General features: G+C 34.5%; 21 protein-coding genes. 10 read left to right on the forward strand and 11 right to left on the reverse strand.

Annotated features, from left to right (window positions below):
* Positions 1–481: 481 nt before the first annotated feature.
* The gene (locus tag AR685_RS18145) at positions 482–619 is read right to left on the reverse strand and encodes a hypothetical protein (protein ID WP_165592817.1); all 138 of its coding nucleotides are present in this window, start codon (positions 617–619) and stop codon (positions 482–484) included.
* Between the two features lie 182 nt (positions 620–801).
* Here AR685_RS18145 and AR685_RS12675 point away from each other — a divergent pair, with 182 nt between their 5' ends.
* The 7 genes from AR685_RS12675 to AR685_RS12705 all read left to right on the forward strand — a co-directional run bounded on the left by AR685_RS12675 (position 802) and on the right by AR685_RS12705 (position 5,430).
* Entirely contained in the window at positions 802–1,251 is a 450-nt protein-coding gene (locus AR685_RS12675) for a hypothetical protein (protein ID WP_059124801.1), read from the forward strand.
* Between the two features lie 92 nt (positions 1,252–1,343).
* Positions 1,344–1,802 (forward strand): hypothetical protein, encoded by a 459-nt coding sequence (locus AR685_RS12680; RefSeq protein WP_131777630.1) that lies wholly within the window; start codon positions 1,344–1,346, stop codon positions 1,800–1,802.
* Positions 1,803–1,869: 67 nt separating this feature from the next.
* The gene (locus tag AR685_RS12685) at positions 1,870–2,826 is read left to right on the forward strand and encodes a DUF2157 domain-containing protein (protein WP_059124803.1); all 957 of its coding nucleotides are present in this window, start codon (positions 1,870–1,872) and stop codon (positions 2,824–2,826) included.
* On the forward strand, positions 2,816–3,889 hold the full coding sequence (locus tag AR685_RS12690) for a DUF4401 domain-containing protein (RefSeq protein WP_059124804.1): 1,074 nt from the start codon (positions 2,816–2,818) through the stop codon (positions 3,887–3,889). The genes AR685_RS12685 and AR685_RS12690 overlap by 11 nt, the downstream gene beginning before the upstream one ends.
* Positions 3,876–4,364, forward strand: coding sequence for a GDYXXLXY domain-containing protein (locus tag AR685_RS12695; protein ID WP_059124805.1), 489 nt, complete (start codon positions 3,876–3,878; stop codon positions 4,362–4,364). Before AR685_RS12690 ends, AR685_RS12695 begins: the two co-directional genes overlap by 14 nt.
* 28 nt (positions 4,365–4,392) lie before the next feature.
* Positions 4,393–4,950: a GNAT family N-acetyltransferase gene (locus AR685_RS12700; protein WP_082671935.1), complete on the forward strand. Its 558-nt coding sequence runs from the start codon at positions 4,393–4,395 to the stop codon at positions 4,948–4,950.
* A gap of 48 nt (positions 4,951–4,998) precedes the next feature.
* The gene (locus AR685_RS12705; protein ID WP_059124806.1) at positions 4,999–5,430 is read left to right on the forward strand and encodes a GNAT family N-acetyltransferase; all 432 of its coding nucleotides are present in this window, start codon (positions 4,999–5,001) and stop codon (positions 5,428–5,430) included.
* A gap of 27 nt (positions 5,431–5,457) precedes the next feature.
* Here the strand turns inward: AR685_RS12705 and AR685_RS12710 are convergent, their stop codons facing one another.
* The 3 genes from AR685_RS12710 to panD form a co-directional block, all read right to left on the reverse strand.
* The gene (locus tag AR685_RS12710; RefSeq protein WP_059124807.1) at positions 5,458–6,033 is read right to left on the reverse strand and encodes a TerD family protein; all 576 of its coding nucleotides are present in this window, start codon (positions 6,031–6,033) and stop codon (positions 5,458–5,460) included.
* 122 nt (positions 6,034–6,155) lie between these two features.
* A complete protein-coding gene (locus AR685_RS12715) occupies positions 6,156–7,184 on the reverse strand; it encodes a lysylphosphatidylglycerol synthase transmembrane domain-containing protein (RefSeq protein WP_059124808.1) in 1,029 nt (342 codons plus the stop codon).
* A 3-nt stretch (positions 7,185–7,187) separates the two neighbouring features.
* Positions 7,188–7,538, reverse strand: a complete 351-nt coding sequence (gene panD, locus AR685_RS12720) for an aspartate 1-decarboxylase (RefSeq protein ID WP_047444445.1) — start codon at positions 7,536–7,538, stop codon at positions 7,188–7,190.
* 399 nt (positions 7,539–7,937) lie between these two features.
* Between panD and AR685_RS12725 the strand changes: the two genes are divergently transcribed.
* Complete coding sequence (locus tag AR685_RS12725) at positions 7,938–8,228, forward strand: HU family DNA-binding protein (RefSeq protein ID WP_047444447.1); 291 nt, start codon at positions 7,938–7,940, stop codon at positions 8,226–8,228.
* Positions 8,229–8,344: 116 nt separating this feature from the next.
* Here the strand turns inward: AR685_RS12725 and pdxH are convergent, their stop codons facing one another.
* On the reverse strand, positions 8,345–8,986 hold the full coding sequence (gene pdxH / locus AR685_RS12730; RefSeq protein WP_047444449.1) for a pyridoxamine 5'-phosphate oxidase: 642 nt from the start codon (positions 8,984–8,986) through the stop codon (positions 8,345–8,347).
* A gap of 24 nt (positions 8,987–9,010) precedes the next feature.
* Here pdxH and AR685_RS12735 point away from each other — a divergent pair, with 24 nt between their 5' ends.
* Both AR685_RS12735 and AR685_RS12740 read left to right on the forward strand, forming a co-directional pair.
* Positions 9,011–9,559 (forward strand): YqgE/AlgH family protein, encoded by a 549-nt coding sequence (locus tag AR685_RS12735; RefSeq protein WP_047444451.1) that lies wholly within the window; start codon positions 9,011–9,013, stop codon positions 9,557–9,559.
* A 106-nt stretch (positions 9,560–9,665) separates the two neighbouring features.
* Positions 9,666–10,247 (forward strand): N-acetylmuramoyl-L-alanine amidase, encoded by a 582-nt coding sequence (locus AR685_RS12740; protein ID WP_059124809.1) that lies wholly within the window; start codon positions 9,666–9,668, stop codon positions 10,245–10,247.
* A gap of 80 nt (positions 10,248–10,327) precedes the next feature.
* Here the strand turns inward: AR685_RS12740 and AR685_RS12745 are convergent, their stop codons facing one another.
* From AR685_RS12745 to AR685_RS12770, 6 genes are all read right to left on the reverse strand, one after another.
* Positions 10,328–11,143, reverse strand: coding sequence for an aminotransferase class IV (locus tag AR685_RS12745; RefSeq protein WP_082671936.1), 816 nt, complete (start codon positions 11,141–11,143; stop codon positions 10,328–10,330).
* Positions 11,144–11,220: 77 nt separating this feature from the next.
* Positions 11,221–11,607: an START-like domain-containing protein gene (locus AR685_RS12750; protein ID WP_047444457.1), complete on the reverse strand. Its 387-nt coding sequence runs from the start codon at positions 11,605–11,607 to the stop codon at positions 11,221–11,223.
* A 294-nt stretch (positions 11,608–11,901) separates the two neighbouring features.
* Positions 11,902–13,077, reverse strand: coding sequence for an aspartate aminotransferase family protein (locus tag AR685_RS12755; RefSeq protein ID WP_059124811.1), 1,176 nt, complete (start codon positions 13,075–13,077; stop codon positions 11,902–11,904).
* 233 nt (positions 13,078–13,310) lie between these two features.
* The gene (locus AR685_RS12760; protein ID WP_047444461.1) at positions 13,311–15,047 is read right to left on the reverse strand and encodes an OstA-like protein; all 1,737 of its coding nucleotides are present in this window, start codon (positions 15,045–15,047) and stop codon (positions 13,311–13,313) included.
* A gap of 3 nt (positions 15,048–15,050) precedes the next feature.
* A complete protein-coding gene (locus tag AR685_RS12765; protein WP_047444463.1) occupies positions 15,051–15,524 on the reverse strand; it encodes a Fur family transcriptional regulator in 474 nt (157 codons plus the stop codon).
* 77 nt (positions 15,525–15,601) lie between these two features.
* Positions 15,602–17,590, reverse strand: a complete 1,989-nt coding sequence (locus AR685_RS12770; protein ID WP_059124812.1) for a KUP/HAK/KT family potassium transporter — start codon at positions 17,588–17,590, stop codon at positions 15,602–15,604.
* Positions 17,591–17,662 lie beyond the last annotated feature (72 nt).

The following is a 17,662-nucleotide window of genomic DNA, read 5'->3' on the forward strand; positions in this document are numbered from 1 at the left end:
GAGTTTTTATTTTTAACCACAAAAGTTTCGACACATTTTTATTTTGAATTTATGAATTCGATTACCTGTAATGATTGAGGATGGAACAGTTATGAATGCCCCAGGTTTGCTAATGATACAACCTGAAGTATTGAAAGCAGCAGTAGATGAAGCTCACAGATTAGGAAAAATAGCGATTGCCCATTTTTAACTGCCGAAGCAGCAAAAACAGCTGTGGAAGTAGGTGTAGATGGATTGGCTCATTTACTTGTTGACAGACCTGACTGGACTCCTTAACTTATAAAATCAATTGCAGAAAAAGGAATTTTCGTAGCACCTTGTTTAGTACTTAACTCATCAATCATAGGAAATTCGGCTTGTCATATAGCTAAAGATTCGCACGTGGGATACAATTAAATGAAGACTGGAAAATGACGACATGTTCTTGTTTCAATACGTTTCCATCTGGCCATATGGAAAACAATTTCAATAATGTAAAGATCTAATCGATGCAGGTGTTGATATTCTTGTCGGCACTGATGTATCTGTTTCTGATGGACAGTGATATGAAAGAACCAAGCATGACAATGCGATTCACAGAATATTTTGCAATGGCTGGAATAATTTTTACAGTAACCACTCTGCTCTATTTTTCAATAAATTTCACCGTGAAAAAATTCAAAGGTTGAACAGCTAACATTGAGTATAATTTAAAAAGCAGTTTTATTATTGAGATAGAACTGCTTTTTTGCTTTTAAAACTAATTTTAAACATTCAGAATAAATTATATACCTTTATTCTCAATCTGATGATAAAAACCAAATGAAAAAATTTATAATCCTTTGCAGCATCTGTATTTTTGAAATAGTGTTTTCTCAAAAAAACAAAGTAGAAAAAACTGCAAGAGAAAAACACGATTCGAGTCAGCCACAAGATCTTTCGGTTCCTCCTCCACCCATTAGCGATTTTCCTGCACAATATCCTGGCGGTAACAGATTATTTCTTGCAAACGTCAGAAAAAATTTGAAAGAATCAGATTTTATCAGCTCTGATAAAATTCTGAAAACAAAAATAATCTTAAAAATTGATCCGAAAGGAAATGTTCTGAATATCTCTACCTACGGAAGCCATTCTGCATTCAACGATGAAGTGAAAAAATCTGCAGAAAAAATTACAAAAAACACACCGTGGGAGCCTTCAAAAAACAAGCAGGGAATCACTGTTGTTGACATCGTCAATCTACCTTTTGAATTTAAAACAATCAATAAATAACCGCAAGATTTATTGATTTAAAACCATGTAACCTTATTTTTAATTTTATGAAATTCTTTTATTATTCACTGATATTTTTTTCTTGTCTGCTCTTGACAAACAAACTCTATTCTCAGACTCCAAATGACACAATTGCTAACGGAATGGCTTTCAAACTAGGTTCAAAATTAACATTGAAACTAGTGAAAAATTCTCAAAATTCTTTTGATTATAAAGTAATTAAGTATTCGGAATTTACTGAGCAATTTAAAATTTTTGAAACAGAAAAATTGTTTGAAAAAAATCCTGAAAAAGAAACTGTCGAAGTTATTTTTGGAATTGGATATTACAAGGAAGGTAAAGATGATAAAGATTTCCAAACCGTAATGTTATCTAGAAACAATTACAGCTTTCCGCTGCAGTTTGATGCTGAAATAAAAATATGGAACAAAGAAGAATTTGAAAAAACCTCAGTCACCCCTCTGAATCCAGGTAGCAGACATACCGAATTGTGGCCGTACAAAATAGACTTTCTGGCATTGATAAATTTCAGACAGCATTCCTTTAAATAGAAATTACACCAAACAAAATCAATTATTACAGACCATAACTTTAAATTAAACTAAAAACCAAATGTAAATGAAAGACATCCAACGGGAAGACATTCACATCATCAGTCGGCACAGCGACATGGATGAAGAGGGAATTGCTCAAATTCTTACAGAAAACATCTACAATAACAGATACAATTGGCAAAAGTTTCTTCGCCTGTTTTTTATTACTTTGGGAATTGGGTTTACCGTTTCCGGAATTATCTTTTTCTTCGCTTACAATTGGGCAGACCTTAACAAATTTGCAAAAATTGGTCTTACGGAATTGTTGGTTATTGCGACAACCTCTTTCGTTTTGTTTGCAAAAACAAGCAAGTCCACAAAAAATATTATCCTCACCGGCAGTGCGGTTTTGGTGGGTGCATTGTTTGCAGTCTACGGACAGATCTATCAAACAGGAGCCAACGCTTATGACTTCTTTTTGGGCTGGACAATATTTATCGCCTTATGGGTCATTGTTTCAGATTTTGCACCGTTGTGGTTGCTATTTCTATTGCTGATTAACACCACATTTTTACTTTACACTGAACAAGTTGCCAAAGATTGGTCGCCAATTTTTATATGCCTGTTTCTATTTTTGTTAAATTCATCGGCTGCGATTACCGGAATTTTCATTTCAGAATCAAAGAAAGACATTTATGCACCAAGATGGTTTTTAAATATTGTTTCCTTTGCAGCCGTCAGTTTTGCAACGATGGGTATTGTGATTGGAATTTCAGATGAATATGACCCTGATTTTCCGTTCTTGGTACTTTTCTCACTCATTGTTTTTGGTTTGGGAATCTGGCATTCTTTGAAAAAGAAGAACGGATTTTATTTGGCGGTCATTCCTTTAAGTTTAATCATTATTATTTCCGCTCTGATTTTCGAGATATCAGATAATGAAGCTAGTTTTCTGTTGGTCAGCCTCTTCACAATAGTTAGTATTACTTTGGTTATTTGGAATTTAATAAACTTTCAAAAGAAATGGAAAAATGAGAAATAAAGAAAATATCGAAGAAATACTCTCCCACCTTCAGAAGAAAAGCAGCAAAGAACTTTTATATGAAAAAGAAAATATATTTAAAGCATATCAAAGGAAAGAAGACCATCAGTCTCTGGCTGTAAAAATCTTATCTGTATTTGGAGGTTTAATGTCTGGGTGTGCTTTTGTAGGATTTCTATTTCTTGCAGAACTTTTTGAATCAACTCAGGGCCTAATAATTTTTGGAGTCTTGTGCATTGCTAGCTCCATTTTATTAAATAAGGCAACTGAGAAAATCATCATTGATACCATGAGTGTCACTTTTTACCTCATTGGTTTCGTGCTGTTGGGAATTGGTCTTACAGATTCTATTCCTGATGAAAATACACTCTGCGTTATATTCATGTTAATTGCGCTTTGCTCCTTATTAATAGTTCAGAATTATATTTTTGCATTCGTATCCATTCTTATGTTTAACGGATGTATTGTTGCACTATTAATATTTAATGATCTGACTTCATGGATGTACATTTATACCGCCCTGGTAGCAGTCTTCATCACCTTCCTCTTCCTGAATGAAGCAAAAATGATTAATCTAAAAAACATCATTTCAAAACTCTACGAACCGCTTCGGTCAGCATTCGTTTTTGCATTTCTGGCAACTTTTATATGTATAAATGAAGCTAACTTATCTTCATTTTCTTACGCCTATTTTATTATTTCTTCAGCAGTGATTATTTTGGCGATTTTGTTGGTCGTATTTCGTCTTTTTAAAATCTTAAATATAACAACGACACCACATAAAACGCTGACATTCGTTGCCACAGCAGTTTTGCTTGTTCCAACGGCATATTCTCCTGCGATATCTGGTGCGATATTGATTATTTTACTAAGTTTCATGGTCAATTATAAAACAGGATTCGGCTTGGGAATTATTGCATTTATTTACTTTATTTCGATGTTTTATTACAACCTGCAATTCACTTTGCTGACCAAATCAATTATTTTATTTTCTTCAGGAATTCTTTTTCTGGCTATTTATTCATTTACACGCAAAAAACTATCATCTAATGAAAAAGTATAAATGGCTTATCATTTTATTGAATCTGACTCTTCTTCTAGCTTATTTTAACTGGTCAGTTTTCAAAAAAGAAGAATTATTAAAAGATGGACAATTGGTTTTGCTAAAATTGGCACCTGTAGATCCTCGTTCTCTCATGCAGGGAGATTACATGACTTTAAGATATGATATTTCTGAAAATATAGATACCAAAAAAATTTCTAAGCGTGGGTATTGTATTGTTAAATTAAACAAGCAAGGTGTCGCCGAAAAAGTAAGATACCAAAAAGAAGTTACTCCTCTAAATTCTGGTGAATATTTGATACAATACAATGCTCCCGATAGCTGGAATATTAATATCGGCGCAGAATCCTATTTTTTCGAAGAAGGACAGGCTGAAAAATTTGATAAAGCAGCATATGGTGGTGTGAAAATTGATAAAAATGGAAACAGCATTCTGATTGGTTTGTATAATAAAAATTTAAAACTGATTAAATAATGTACTACAAAATAATACTTTTTTCATTATGGAAAAACTACAGTTAAAAACTGAAAGATTAGTGATTAGAAATTTAAAGTCTTCAGATGTAGAAGACTTTCATTTTTATCGCTCAAATTCTGAAGTGACAAAATATCAAAGTTTTGATGTGATGACCTTCGAACAGGCAGAGAATTTTATTGAATCTCAGAAAGACAGAATGTTTGGAAAGCCCGGCGAGTGGGTACAATATGCGATTGAAAATATAGACACTAAGAAACTTATTGGCGACTGCGCCATAAAACTTGATGAACATGACAACCGCATTGCTGAAATCGGTATCACGCTTTCTCATACCGAGCAGAAAAAAGGTTTTGCTAAAGAAACAATGAATGCAATTTTAAAATTTCTTTTCAGTTTGGAAGATTTCCATCGGGTTGTAGAGATTGTTGACGCTGAAAACGAGAGTTCAATTAAACTTTTAGAAAACTGTGGTTTTAAAAGGGAAGGTCATTTTATCGAAAATATTTTTTTCAAAGGAAAATGGGGAAGTGAGTTTCAATATGCTATGCTGAGGAGAGATTGGGAGCAGATTTTGGAAAAATAAAATCATTTTAAGTAACGCTTTAAAAAAAAATTTAAATAAAAACAACCCTTGGAACTAGCATATAGAAAAGCCACAGAAGAAGACATTGATTTCTTATTCGACTTAAGAATGCAAACAATGACTGAACATTACGTCAGTTCTCATCTTCCGACCGATGAAGAATCCACCATAAAAAGAATACTTTACAGGTTCGAAAATGCTCATCTTATTATCGTAGAAAATCAACCCATCGGACTGTTGAAATTATCCATAAATGAAAAAGATATAGAAATTCTTCAGCTCCAGATTCATCCTGCATTACAGGGAAAAGGAATTGGTAAAAGTATTCTGAAAGGTATACTTAGTAAAGCTGCATCTTCTCAAAAAACCGTTCGACTCAGCGTTTTAAAAACCAATCAGGCAAAGCGATTATACCTAAGCTTAGGATTTAAAATAATAAGTGAAGACCAGTATTCATTTCATATGGAATTCAATCATTAAAAAAGGAGGCTGTTCGCTTACTTTTTCTTATTTAATGATCTGTCCGTTATAATATTTTTCTAAGAAGAAACCCAAATCAGCTCTGTAACCGATTCCTGAAGCTTCAAATTTCCAGCTGCCGTTTTTCTTGTACAGTCTTCCGAATTCAATTCCTGTTTCTATAGAAAAATCTTCGTCCAATTCATACTTTGCAATTTCCTGATTGTTATTCTGATCGACAATTCTGATGTAAGAGTTTCTTACCTGACCAAAATTCTGTCTTCTCCGTTCAAAATCTTCAATCGTCACCACAAAAAGAATTTCTTCAACTCTATGATCTACTTTAGCAAGATCGATCATGATTGCTTCATCATCATCGCCATCACTGTTCTTGCCACTTGGATCATCACCTGTGTGCGTCAGAGCATCATCGGGAGATGTGAGATTATTGTAAAAAACAAAATATTCTTCACTTACCAATTTTCTCTGAGCATCAATCATGATTGCAGAAGCATCAAGATCAAAATCATAGCCTGTTCCTTCATTGGGATCCCAGCCAAGCCCGATTGTCATTTTTGTGAGTCCTATATCAATTCTCTGTCCTTTCTGTAAGTTGATTGCCATAATTCTGTTCTTTATGCCTAAGATAGTTTTGATTTACCAATTTTACAAATATTCAGATTAAAAAAACATTAAAAAACCTAATCAGGAAGATCAGGCAATATATTTATTTAAAATTTTAAAGGCTAAACAGATTTTATTTCTGTCTCAGCTTCCAGTCTGTTTCTTGCTTTCGCAAGCATTGGAATAGATAATAATCCTGTGGTCAGCATAATGACAATTTGCAGAGGAAGAGAAATAAAAGAATAAGTAAGTCCCATTTCACCACCAAACTCAGCACTTTTTCCCATCGAGATAAACAGTGCCATAAAACCGTATTTCATCGCCAGATTAAAAGCTCCGATTCCGCCACTTGCAGGAACTATCATTCCTAAAGTACCGACAACAATAATGAAAAATCCGTCTGCGATTGTAAAATCCGAAGTTTCAGGTAATGCAAAGCAGACAAGATAAGCAGCCATGTAATAGCAAATCCAGATTCCTACAGTGTAAAGGATGAATTTTACTTTTTGTTTTAATTTAAATATTGACGCTAATCCTAAAAAAATCCCATCTATGAAACTAACTATTTTTTCTAAAAAAGAAACCTTCGCTAATTTTTTTCTGAATATCAAAAATATAATTCCTCCGATCATCAAAACAAAAGCCCCAATTATTAAATTTTGTGGAAGTTTAATTCCAGAATTTTCGTAGAAAGATAAAATTGCGTCATATTTAAAGATCAATGTCAATCCTAAAAACCCCATCATACAAACCAAATCCACTACCCTTTCAAGAATAATGGTTCCGAAAGATTTGTCAACAGGCACTTTTTCTACGCCGTATAATGCTGTCGCACGAGCAACTTCTCCACTTCTGGGAATAGTTAAATTCATTAAATATCCAAAAGAGATCGTCCAGAATGCATTGGAAGTTGAAATACGGTGTCCCATAGGTTCCAGCAAAAGATTCCAGCGAACTGCTCTGAACCAATATGCCAAAACACCAAATACAGCGGCAAACACTACCCAAAGATAATTGGCTTTTGCCAAAGATTTCTGCACCTTTTCAAACTCAAAACCTTTCAGTGCGAGCCAAAGAAAAAAACCTGCAAATGCAAGCGAAATCACAATCGTAAGGATTGATTTTAAAGGATTGGTTGGTTTTTTTTCCATGAATTAGGTAAGAAGGTTGGTTTTCTCGTCCGGGAAAACAATTTTCGGCTGAAAATCTCTTGCTTCTTCAGGAGTCATCTGCGCATACGCAATGATGATGATGATATCATCACGCTGTACTTTTCTTGCAGCAGGACCGTTCAGACAAACCTCACCCGATTTTCTTTTTCCTTTGATCACGTAGGTATCAAAACGCTCTCCATTATTAACATTAACGATATAAACTCTTTCTCCTACTACCAGACCGGCAGCATCGATAAGATCTTCATCAATGGTAATACTCCCTATATAATTAAGGTCTGAAGCCGTAACTCTTACCCTGTGAATCTTAGATTTAAATACTTCTATTAACATACTGCAAATTTATTAATAATATTTAATAAAATGGTGGTTAAACAAATTTTAGAACTACCACAAAAACAGGCATTTGATTTACAAGAAACCAATAAAATTTGTTTCCAGTTACATATTTTACAAGAAAATCATGAAAACAATCAAAACTAATCATGTAATTTAGGATTTAATAAATATAAAAATTAATACTAAAATTTACAGAAAGCCAATATACATAAGCAGTTGGCATGATTTTAGCATCCTGAAACGTAGATTTTACGTGAAAATGTGAATTATGATATTTTGATAATTTCATGGGTAAAATAAAAAATATCCACAAGTTTTTATAAAAAATTTGCACAATTTGAAAATTGTTTTATATTTGCTACAATTACTAACTAACTTTTAATATAAAAAATTATGAACAAGTCTGAATTAATCGACGCAATTGCAAAAGATGCAGGAATTACTAAGGTTGCAGCAAAAGCTGCTCTAGAATCTTTCATTTCTAATGTTTCAACTACTTTGAAGTCTAAAGACGGAAAAGTGTCTCTAGTAGGATTCGGTACATTCTCCGTATCTGAGAGAGCTGCAAGACAAGGTATCAACCCTGCAACTAAAAAACCGATCAAAATTGCGGCTAAGAAAGTAGCTAAATTTAAGGCTGGTGCTGATTTGGCAACTGCTGTTTCAGGTGTTAAGAAAAAATAATCATCCTGAATATAAAAATGCAAACCTCATCTGCTGATGAGGTTTTTTTGTTGCGTCGAGAATTAGTCTATCATCTCAACTACTTATTAATGTAAATGCTGTATTTACACAACGATTTATGGCGCCAATCGTGAAATTCCCCAGTCAATATCGTCTAGTGTGTAAATAATTCTGTCATGTAATCTATTGGGTCTTCCCTGCCAAAATTCAATCTCATAAGGTTTTGCAATATAACCACCCCAATTTTCAGGTCTTGGAACTTCTCTATGCTCAAATTGCACTTCCAGTTCCTTTAATTTAGTTTCTAGAAAATCTCTATTGGGAATCACTTCGCTCTGCGGTGAAACAGCAGCTCCTAACTGACTACCTTTTGGTCTTGAATGAAAATATCCGTCACTCAGGTTTTCAGCAATTTTTTCTAAATCTGCTTTGATAATGATCTGTCTTTCTAAACCCGGCCAAAAAAAATGAAGACATGCTTTATGATTTTTTGCAATCGCTTTTCCTTTTCTGCTGTCGTAATTGGTATAAAAAATGAAACCTTCATACGTATATTCTTTCAATAAAACCATTCTTGTTCGGGGGCAGCCGTCATCCTCCAGAGTAGAAACCGCCATTGCATTTGCCTCGTAAACCGTAGGATTTTCTGACGCAGCCAAAAACCAATCCCTAAACTGCTCTATCGGATTCTCTTTAATCTCACTTTCAATAAGTTGAGATTTTTCGTAGACTTTTCTCTTGTCATGCAGGTTTTCCATAAATAATTTTTATTAAATTTGAGTATGAATTACTCGTACAAAGGTAAAATATTAATTTCCACCCCTGATATTTCGGGAGATATTTTTTCCAGATCGGTAGTACTCATTATTGAACATAATGAAAATGGTGCTTTTGGTCTGATCCTAAATAAGAAAAATTCTAAAATGAGCAGCAGATTCAGAAACTTCTTCGACTTTAAAATAGAAGTCTATGACGGTGGCCCAGTAGAAAATGAAAAAGTATTCTTTATTATTAAAGGGAATAAAGAAGTTGAAACAGACACAGAAATCAATCAAGAATTCTATCTTACCGAAGATGTAGAAAAAATAATAAATTCAGTTCTGAGCACCGAAATAAGCATTGAAAACGTGAAAATTTTCTCAGGATATTCAGGATGGGGAGCTCTGCAGCTAGACAGTGAGGTAAAACGCAAAATGTGGACCGTAGTGGATGTTTACAATCTTGATTATACTCTGCCAAATGACCAAAGTCTCTGGAAATCGATCATGCAAAATTTAGGTGGAGAATACCTGCTGTGGGCCAACTCACCGGAAGACATTTCGTTAAATTAACCATTACTTCACAAAGAAGCGATTTATATTTAACAAATTTTAAGTATTCCTTACGTAATTTTTAACATAGTTTTCACGTTCTTTGAAAAACAAAAAATCCCAAATTATGAATGTAAAAAATTTACTTATTGTTCCGATTTTTGCCGCTGCATTTTTATCTTTCAGCCCCATAGGTAAGAAAATCATAGTGATTGATGCAGGGCATGGAGGAAATGATATGGGAGCAAGCTATGAAGGAGTTTCTGAAAAGCAAATTGTTCTTGCTATTGCTTCCAAAATAAAACAAGCCAATAAAACTCAGGACGATTATGAAATTATTCTGACAAGGGATTCTGACACCTATTCAACATTAGCCAACAGAACAGCTTTGATTAATAAGCTGAATCCGGAAATGGTGATATCTCTTCACATCAACAGAAGTCCTGCACTTGAATCAGCACTGAAAGGACATGAGATTTTCACACAAAACACGGATGCATCAAAATCTTTAGCTGCAAAAATTTCAAAAAAATTCGGAGAATGTAGTATTGAAGAAAAAAATCTACATATTTTAAGAGAATCAAAATCTCCTGCCGTACTTGTAGAATTAGGGTTTATTAATAATACAGAAGACAGAGATTATCTAACGAGTGAAACTGGACAAAAAGAAGTTGCCCAAAAATTCATCGAGATTATCAACGAAAAATAAAGTGGAAAAAACACTTTTCTGATTCTATATCAGAATAAAACCCGGTAAAGGACGTTATTGTTGTTTACCGGGTTTGTCAATTAGTTTGAAAAGCTATTCTTCCAACCTTCCACCAATGCGGTGAAACGTGAGTTTTCAAATGTCTTATTTCTAATTTTCCCTACTGAGAAAATTCCTTTCTCATCTGAAATCATTAATATTTCTTCAGCCTTTTGAGATTCAAAAGCGATAATTTCATGCTCCTGAATATCAGCAAGATTATTTTTATGCAAATAAGTCACGAAATTCTCCAACAACGGCGAAATGTACGCCCCTTCTGAATGCTTAGGAACTTTGATGATATCACCCTCCAAGAACAAAAGATTTCCTGAAGTAGAGCGGGCAATTCTTTTATTTGGATTTAAAAGAATCACATCATCAAGATCATTTTCCTGAGCGTAAATTCCTGCATAAATATTTTCGGGGCAGTGCACTCTTATGTTGCTCAAAAGATTATTATTAACGTTGATCTCTTTAATTAAATCTAATTCTAAAGATCTTTGATGCACATTCAGCACATCCCTCATTTCGTCAACCTCAAAGAAATAGGAAATGGTAGATTTTGATAAAGTAACTCCATCAGAATTTCTGTACACAAGGAAGTTAATGATTCCGTTTGCTACGCCTCCTTCCTGAATTACTTTCTCGGTAAAAAGATTCTGAAAAAACTCCAGTGTGTAGGTTAAAGGAATATTCATCCTCATTTTCCGCATAGAAGCCATCAGGAAGAAGTAGCACTCTTCATCCATAATAAGTCTGGATTCTCTTATAAAAAATGAAACTTTCACAGCATCTCCCAAAAGAAATGCTCTGTTTTTAAGCTCGAGCTCCTCTGAAGTAAAATATGTATTTTGCAAAATATGATTGTTTATAAAAAAATAATGAACGATAAATCGTTCATCAGTTTTACCATTAAGTCAGTACCGCTTACGGATTAAGCTGCACCTAATTTTATTCTAAGATTTTCAATTAAATTTTCCCAGTACAAAGCATTTTCTTCCTCGTCACCTTCCTCACAAAAATCTGTAATATTGAGAGCCAAATCTTCTGTAATATCATCAATCGTAATGGTCATTTCAAAAAAGTTTTTGGTACCTTCATCTTCTTCCCATCGGAAACGCACGAAACCTTCAGGCTTGTACCTGATCAAAGTCGCTTTTTCTTCAGAACCTCCACCCCAACTAAAATAGAAATCGTCACCTTTCTCTATAACATCATCTGCAAACCATTCGGATAATCCCTCAGCACTAGCCAAATATTCATACAAAATCTCTGAAAGACAATGCATTGGGAATTCGTAATGGACTTTATGTTTCGCCATATAACTTATTTTTAACGTCACGCAATATATAAATTAATTTTTTTATTACACAAAAAACTAAATAGATTTTTACGCATTATGAATGATATTTATCAGAAAAATAAATTTAAATTTTTCCGTCCCAATTTTTGTTTTTAATTCTACGATATTTAGCAAAAAACCACCTTATTCAAGCAGTTTTCAGTTTATTATAACGAAAAAGAAACTTTTTCCATTACTCCATTACTTCAGATAAATAAAGAAAAAAAATCCGAATAGGAAAAAAAGTAATCACCCAGTGACAACGAATCTACCTTAGTCTTCATTTAAAACTTCAAGGATAATGCGACAACCTTTTTCGATTTCTTCTTTGGAAATCGTAAGCGGTGGTGAAATTCTAAGGTACTCGTTTCTGTACAGCTGCCAGAAAACAATAAGACCTTTCTCCATACATCTTTTAGCTACATCCAATGTAAAATCTGGTGTTCCCAGATTGACTGCCAACATTAGACCTTTACCGTTGATATTTTTGATTTTCGGGTGTACTAAAAGTTTTCTGAACAACTCCTCTTTTTCTGCCACTTCATTCATCAATCCGCTTTCCAACACTTCTTTCAAAGTAGCATGAGAAGCAGCAGCGATCAAAGGATTACCTCCAAAAGTGGTGATGTGACCTAGTTTTGGTGAATGAGATAATGTTTCCATAATTTTTTTTGAACTCATAAAGGCTCCTACAGGAACTCCGCCACCCATTCCTTTTCCCATAACCAAAATATCAGGTACAATCCCGAAATGTTCAAAAGAGAACAGTTTACCCGTTCTTCCGAAGCCCGGCTGAATTTCATCTAAAATTAAAAGAGCGCCCACTTCTTCGCATCTCTTCTTTAGTTTAACCAAATAATCGCCGTTCGGAACTAAAAAACCAGCCGCTCCCTGAATGGTTTCCAGGATGACACAGGCTGTTTTTTTTGTGATTTTTCCGAAGTCATTTTCATTATTAAATTCAATAAAAGAGACCATAGGCAATAGCGGACGGAATTCTCTTTTATGAAACTCGTTTCCGGAAACACTTAAGGCTCCATGCGTATTTCCGTGGTAGGAATTTTTGAACGAAACAATCTCTTCTCTTCCTGTATATCTTTTGGCTAATTTTAGACTTCCGTCAATAGCTTCTGCACCACTGTTCACTAAATACGTAATTTCTAAAGGATCAGGTGTAGCTTCTGCCAGTAATCTGCATAATTCTACCGGTTTTTCCTGAGCGTATTCCCCGTAAACCATAACGTGAAGATATTTGTCTGCCTGCTCTTTAATCGCACTGACAATTTTGGGATGAGAATGCCCCAGTGTATTGGCTGAAACTCCTGCTACAAAGTCAAGATATTTTCTTCCGTCTTTACCAAAAATATAGCTTCCCTCTGCTTTTTCTACTTCAAAACCTGCAGCAAACTGCGTCGTTTGTGCCTGATATTTAAAAAAATCTTTTTGCATTTCTATGGATGAAATTTAGGCAAAGCTAAAGAAGATCTACCAAACACAGAAATTTAATGATTATAAATATATTGGAAAACACCGCTTTTGTCATTCCACAGGAATCTCGACAGTCTTAAAAACCAATTTATTTAGATTCCTATGGAGAGACAGAGTGGGTGCTTATTTAAAATATTCTCAAAGTAAAGTGTAGGTAATAAAAAAAGACCAGTTTCAAACTGATCTTTTTAATATTATTTTCTAACTCTTTTAGGTTTCTTAGCTTCTTCCGCAGCTTTCTGCTTATCTATGATTTCCTGTGCCTGATTAAAGAGTTCATCTCCCGATTCGTACTTTATCTCCTCATAATTAGGAGAGTCAACAAGGATATCCTGCCATTTCCTGATCCGGTCTTTGGTATTCCAGTTGAAGTCGGGAAACTTCTTTTTATCAGGACCAATCTTACTCATAGGATAGGTAGAAGACAGAGCTCCTATACTGCAGGAAATAATCTGCAGTTCCTGCTGTTCGAAGAATGCACCAATGATCCCACACGAAGAAAGCGTGATTCCTAATCTTTCGTTCTTTTTAGTCTTTTCATTAAAATCATCATCATAAGTAATCGCCTGGGCATTTCCTATTACTTTGATGTCTTTAATATTTTTACCTTCATAATAAACCGCCATGAGCTTACCTTTTACCTGGTTAAACTCGTCTTTCATATTCAGAGAATCTGCTTTGCTGATGGCGAAACCATTTCCAATGACCTTTATAGAATCTATATTTTCAGTCTCCGTATTTGAATAGAGCTCGACTTTATCTCCCGTCACCTGCTTCTCTCCGCTCCACAAAATCGGATCTTTATACATATGCATTACACCGTCGGTTTCGTTAAAAGCTATAGAGTCTGCTCTTCCCTGTGCATTAGACTTATAAATCCTTGCCTTTTTGAATGCCCTTAAATAACTTTTCTTAACGTTCGTTGAATCTAATTTCTGATAGGATAGTATTTTTTCAGCAGCGAAATATATAGAATCTTTCTCAAGGATCTTTACGGCATAAGGACCTTTGGTCATCATCGCCGAATCTTTCTTTTCAAAAATTTCTCCATAACCGCCTTTTAGATATCTTTTTTCTAACGGATCATCTAAGGTCACATTTCCCGTGGCCGTACCAAAACCACTGAGCTGATTATAATACATCGCATCTCCTGTAAGAATTTTGTCATTGTAATAAATCCTTGAATTTTTAGTCAAGAAAGATTCTTTGGTATTCAAATTATGGGTTCCTTTCTCGGTAAAGATTCTGTTCTTAGGATTTTTTCTGTTGGTAATCGTGGTAGGTCCGTTGATATCAACAATGTTTGTATTTTGATTCTGCACGACATTAATTCCATCTAAAATATAATCTTTATCCTCAATTCTTACATTGTCTGTTAAATTGATTGTTCGGTTGGTCAGATTATACGTAGCTGATTTTGAATAGGTCGTACTTTTACCATCATTGATGGTTCCTCCTGTATTGTAATATGCCAGATTTGAACCTCTGTCATAATAAAGGGTTTCTGTTTTTATCACCGTACCTTTAGGATCATTCAGTACCACATTTTTTCTAGCAACTCCTTTTTGTGTGTTTCCGTCGTATTCCATTTCTGACGCGGTGATAACTGAGCCGTCAGTATTCTGAAGTTTTGTATTGCCAACTGCCTTCACAAAGTTTTCTTCATCATACATCACGACCAAATCAGCAGTAAGGATAGAACCTTGATGCTCTATCTGTACATTCCCAACCAAATATCTGTTTCCGTCATATTTGGTGTCTTTTTTAATTTCATCAGCATTGATGATTTTCACCTTATTATTAAGATTCGATTTCTGGGGCTGATTTTTCACAGGATTCTGTAAAAACGGATCTCTCTGCGCAGGTTTTGGTTTATCCTGAGCAAACGTAAAAGTAGAAAGTAAGAGGAATAGAAAAAAGAATATTCTCATTGATTAGTCATTCTTGGTGCCATAAAAATACAGCGAATGAGAATCAATTTTTACGCCAAAAGCTTCTTCAATTGCCTCTTTAATCCCTTGAATTCTAGGGTCGCAAAACTCAATAATCTCTTCAATTTCTTTATCTGAACCTTTTTTGTAAATCACCAGATGATCATGCTGTTTATCAAAATATGATTTCTCATAAGATGATGAAGTGAGGGTTTTTTCACCAAACTGATGCTTACGGATTAATCCTGCATCCAAAAAGATCTCTATGGTGTTGTAGATCGTTGCTTTAGAAACATGATATTTCTTCTGCATCATCAAAAGATACAGATCATCTACATTGAAGTGATGATCCATATTATAGATTTCCTCTAAAATAGTGTATCGCTCAGGTGTGTTACGAAAGCCTTTCTCTAAAAGGTAATTTCTTAAAACATCTTTTATTAAAGTAATATTTTTTTCTTTTTGTAAAGTATCCATCAAAAAATTTATACTACAAATTTATCGATTTTTATTTAAATACAATATACCACCTGAGAGAGTATACCTCTGATTTTCTAAAAATTATAACGTGTATAATTAGATTGTTCAATCCTGTTTGCAGAAATTGTCTCTTCAGTCAAAGGTGCCGATTCCACTTCTACATTGTGCATCGTAACTCCCCAAGCTTTAAAATCATCGCTTCCAATGTACTTTACAAAGTTGTACAAACTAAGGGTTATTTTCTGTTTTACTGTTAAAAGAATATCATTGATATAGGTGTTATCAATAATCACATACTTCAGATCTGGAGGAATATTGTGTGCCCTCAAAGAAGGATGGCTGCTTCTTGAAGGAATTGTACCCTCTGCCATCAGATCCTTCAGAACCATATTGAAATAATCATTGATTCTGCGATCTACTTTAAATCCTAGAAGGAAATTAACTTTGTAAATCGTTCCCGGTAAAATCTCATCAACACTATATTTAAAGGTATAAGGATCTTCCTGATTGATGATACTAAGAATGAAATAGTGATCAGCTCTCTTAGGCTGCTTTTTGATAATCGAATAGATAATTTTTGCCTCAATCTCGTCATTTCTCTTGGCACGGCTCAGGTAAGCAAGATTGGTACAGTATTTAGGAATGGTTTCATCCAGTTTCATATCTTTAATGATAGAAACATACTTATCAATTTTAACAAAATTAATAAAGTTAGCCTTAATCATTCTACCGTTGTACCATGCGTACATACAGATTGCAATGAATCCTCCCAATACCATGGTTAACCAACCTCCATCCATGAATTTGATGACATTTGCATAGAAAAACCCTGACTCTAAGAAGATATAGATTAAACCAAAACCAATGATGAAGAACCTGTTGACTCTGCTTCTGCTTAACCAATAAATTAGTAAAATAGTCGTCATCAACATGGTGATGGTGATGGTCAAACCGTATGCAGCTTCCATTTTACCGGACTCTTTAAAGAAAATAACCACTCCAAAACACAGAGCCATCAAGCCCCAATTAATTCTTGGAATGTACATCTGTCCTTTAATCCCTGAAGGGTATTCGATATGTTGGTTTGGCCAAAATGAAATTGACATCGCCTCGGAAAACATAGTAAATGAACCTGTAATTACCGCCTGACTTGCAATAATAGCTGCTAACGTCGCTAAGATTACTCCCGGTAAAACTGCCCATTCTGGCATAATTCCGAAGAACGGATTAACTCCTGTAAATACTTGTTTATAATTGGTTAAAAGCCAAGCTCCCTGACCTAAATAATTCAGAATCAGCATCAATTTAACAAAAATCCAGCTTACTCTAATGTTTTTCGCACCACAGTGTCCTAAATCTGAATACAATGCCTCAGCTCCCGTCGTACAAAGGAAAACAGCTCCCATAATAACGATTGCACTTGGTGAATGGGTGATCAGATTGTAAGCGTAAACAGGATTGAATGCTTTTAAAATTTCGATATGATCTACAATATGTACAGATCCGAAAATTCCTAAAGCAAGAAACCAGGTCACCATAATCGGTCCGAAAAGTTTACCAATAGATGCCGTACCAAATTGCTGAACAACAAAAACGATAAATAAGATAAAAATTGTAATGACAACAACCGGAGTTTCGGGATTGTATATTTTAAGACCTTCAATCGCTGACATCACGGTAAGAGATGGCGTGATCACACTGTCTGCAACCAGAGTGGATGCTCCAATAATAGCGACGACATACAACCATTTTTTCTTGAGTTTCTTAACTAATGAGTAAAGAGCCAAAATTCCACCTTCACCTTTGTTATCTGCTCTTAAAGCAATGATCACATACTTTATCGTTGTCTGTAGAGTCAACGTCCAGATAATACAAGAGATTGCTCCCTCAATATAGGCATCGAAAGCCATTGTAGAATCTTTGCTTGCATTCACAATCGCTTTCATTACGTAAAGCGGTGAGGTACCAATATCACCGAATACAATTCCGAGTGAAACAAGAACTCCCACAAATGAAAGTTTTTTAAGATCAATATGATGACCTCCTTCTGTAACTTCTGCCATGTCAGCTAATTATTTTGAAAGCGCAAATGTATACTAAATTTATGACCCTCAGCTCAAATAGTGATACATTGT

The sequence above is a fragment of the Chryseobacterium sp. JAH genome (assembly GCF_001507335.1).
GTDB lineage: Bacteria > Bacteroidota > Bacteroidia > Flavobacteriales > Weeksellaceae > Chryseobacterium.

Bases quoted from the DNA above. Each gene is read 5' to 3' on its own strand.
- AR685_RS12675 (WP_059124801.1), top strand. From the start codon at position 802: ATGAAAAAATTTATAATCCTTTGCAGCATCTGTATTTTTGAAATAGTG.
- AR685_RS12685 (WP_059124803.1), top strand. From the start codon at position 1,870: ATGAAAGACATCCAACGGGAAGACATTCACATCATCAGTCGGCACAGC.
- AR685_RS12690 (WP_059124804.1), top strand. From the start codon at position 2,816: ATGAGAAATAAAGAAAATATCGAAGAAATACTCTCCCACCTTCAGAAG.
- AR685_RS12695 (WP_059124805.1), top strand. From the start codon at position 3,876: ATGAAAAAGTATAAATGGCTTATCATTTTATTGAATCTGACTCTTCTT.
- AR685_RS12700 (WP_082671935.1), top strand. From the start codon at position 4,393: ATGGAAAAACTACAGTTAAAAACTGAAAGATTAGTGATTAGAAATTTA.
- AR685_RS12710 (WP_059124807.1), bottom strand. From the start codon at position 6,033: ATGGCAATCAACTTACAGAAAGGACAGAGAATTGATATAGGACTCACA.
- AR685_RS12715 (WP_059124808.1), bottom strand. From the start codon at position 7,184: ATGGAAAAAAAACCAACCAATCCTTTAAAATCAATCCTTACGATTGTG.
- panD (WP_047444445.1), bottom strand. From the start codon at position 7,538: ATGTTAATAGAAGTATTTAAATCTAAGATTCACAGGGTAAGAGTTACG.
- AR685_RS12725 (WP_047444447.1), top strand. From the start codon at position 7,938: ATGAACAAGTCTGAATTAATCGACGCAATTGCAAAAGATGCAGGAATT.
- pdxH (WP_047444449.1), bottom strand. From the start codon at position 8,986: ATGGAAAACCTGCATGACAAGAGAAAAGTCTACGAAAAATCTCAACTT.
- AR685_RS12735 (WP_047444451.1), top strand. From the start codon at position 9,011: ATGAATTACTCGTACAAAGGTAAAATATTAATTTCCACCCCTGATATT.
- AR685_RS12740 (WP_059124809.1), top strand. From the start codon at position 9,666: ATGAATGTAAAAAATTTACTTATTGTTCCGATTTTTGCCGCTGCATTT.
- AR685_RS12750 (WP_047444457.1), bottom strand. From the start codon at position 11,607: ATGGCGAAACATAAAGTCCATTACGAATTCCCAATGCATTGTCTTTCA.
- AR685_RS12755 (WP_059124811.1), bottom strand. From the start codon at position 13,077: ATGCAAAAAGATTTTTTTAAATATCAGGCACAAACGACGCAGTTTGCT.
- AR685_RS12760 (WP_047444461.1), bottom strand. From the start codon at position 15,047: ATGAGAATATTCTTTTTTCTATTCCTCTTACTTTCTACTTTTACGTTT.
- AR685_RS12765 (WP_047444463.1), bottom strand. From the start codon at position 15,524: ATGGATACTTTACAAAAAGAAAAAAATATTACTTTAATAAAAGATGTT.
- AR685_RS12770 (WP_059124812.1), bottom strand. From the start codon at position 17,590: ATGGCAGAAGTTACAGAAGGAGGTCATCATATTGATCTTAAAAAACTT.